Below are 541 nucleotides of genomic sequence, written 5' to 3'. Positions count from 1 at the left end.
CTGATGTGCGTCGAGGATGTAGAGGCGCGTGTTGGCGATCGGCCGGCCAATGGGGACCTTGCCCAGCGGCCCGTCGGAACGGCATTGCCAGAACGTCACATCGATGGCGGCCTCAGTGGGGCCGTACAGATTGTGCAGCTCGACGTGAGGGAAGCGCTGCATGAAGCGCTGTTGCAGGACATAAGGCAGTGCCTCGCCGCTGCAGATCACGCGTTGCAATGCCGGCAGCTCAAAGTGCGAAGTCTGGTCGAGGAAGACCTGGAGCATGGACGGCACGAAGTGCAAGGTGGTGACGTTGGCGTCGCGGAGGAGTTCTGCGATGTAGAGCGGATCCTGATGTCCTTGAGGCCGTGCGACCACGAGGCCCGCACCGGTGAGCAGGGGCCAGAAGAACTCCCAGACGGAGACGTCGAAGCTGAAGGGGGTCTTTTGCAGCACGCGCTCATCGGGTTGGAGCTGATATTGCTGCTGCATCCACAGGAGCCGATTAACCACGGCGCAATGCTCGTTCATCGCGCCCTTTGGTTTGCCGGTAGAGCCG

Annotated in this window: 1 protein-coding gene; it reads right to left on the bottom strand. The window is 61.9% G+C overall.

Features of this window, described 5'->3' with window-relative positions; translation table 11 throughout:
* Nucleotides 1-541 (bottom strand): AMP-binding protein (locus VK92_RS34135; RefSeq protein WP_048026823.1); only part of this gene is annotated, 541 nt, incomplete at both ends.

Source organism: Burkholderia sp. LK4, from assembly GCF_001043615.1.
Taxonomy (GTDB): Bacteria; Pseudomonadota; Gammaproteobacteria; order Burkholderiales; family Burkholderiaceae; genus Burkholderia; species Burkholderia cepacia.
This window is presented reverse-complemented; position numbering and strand designations above follow the sequence as displayed.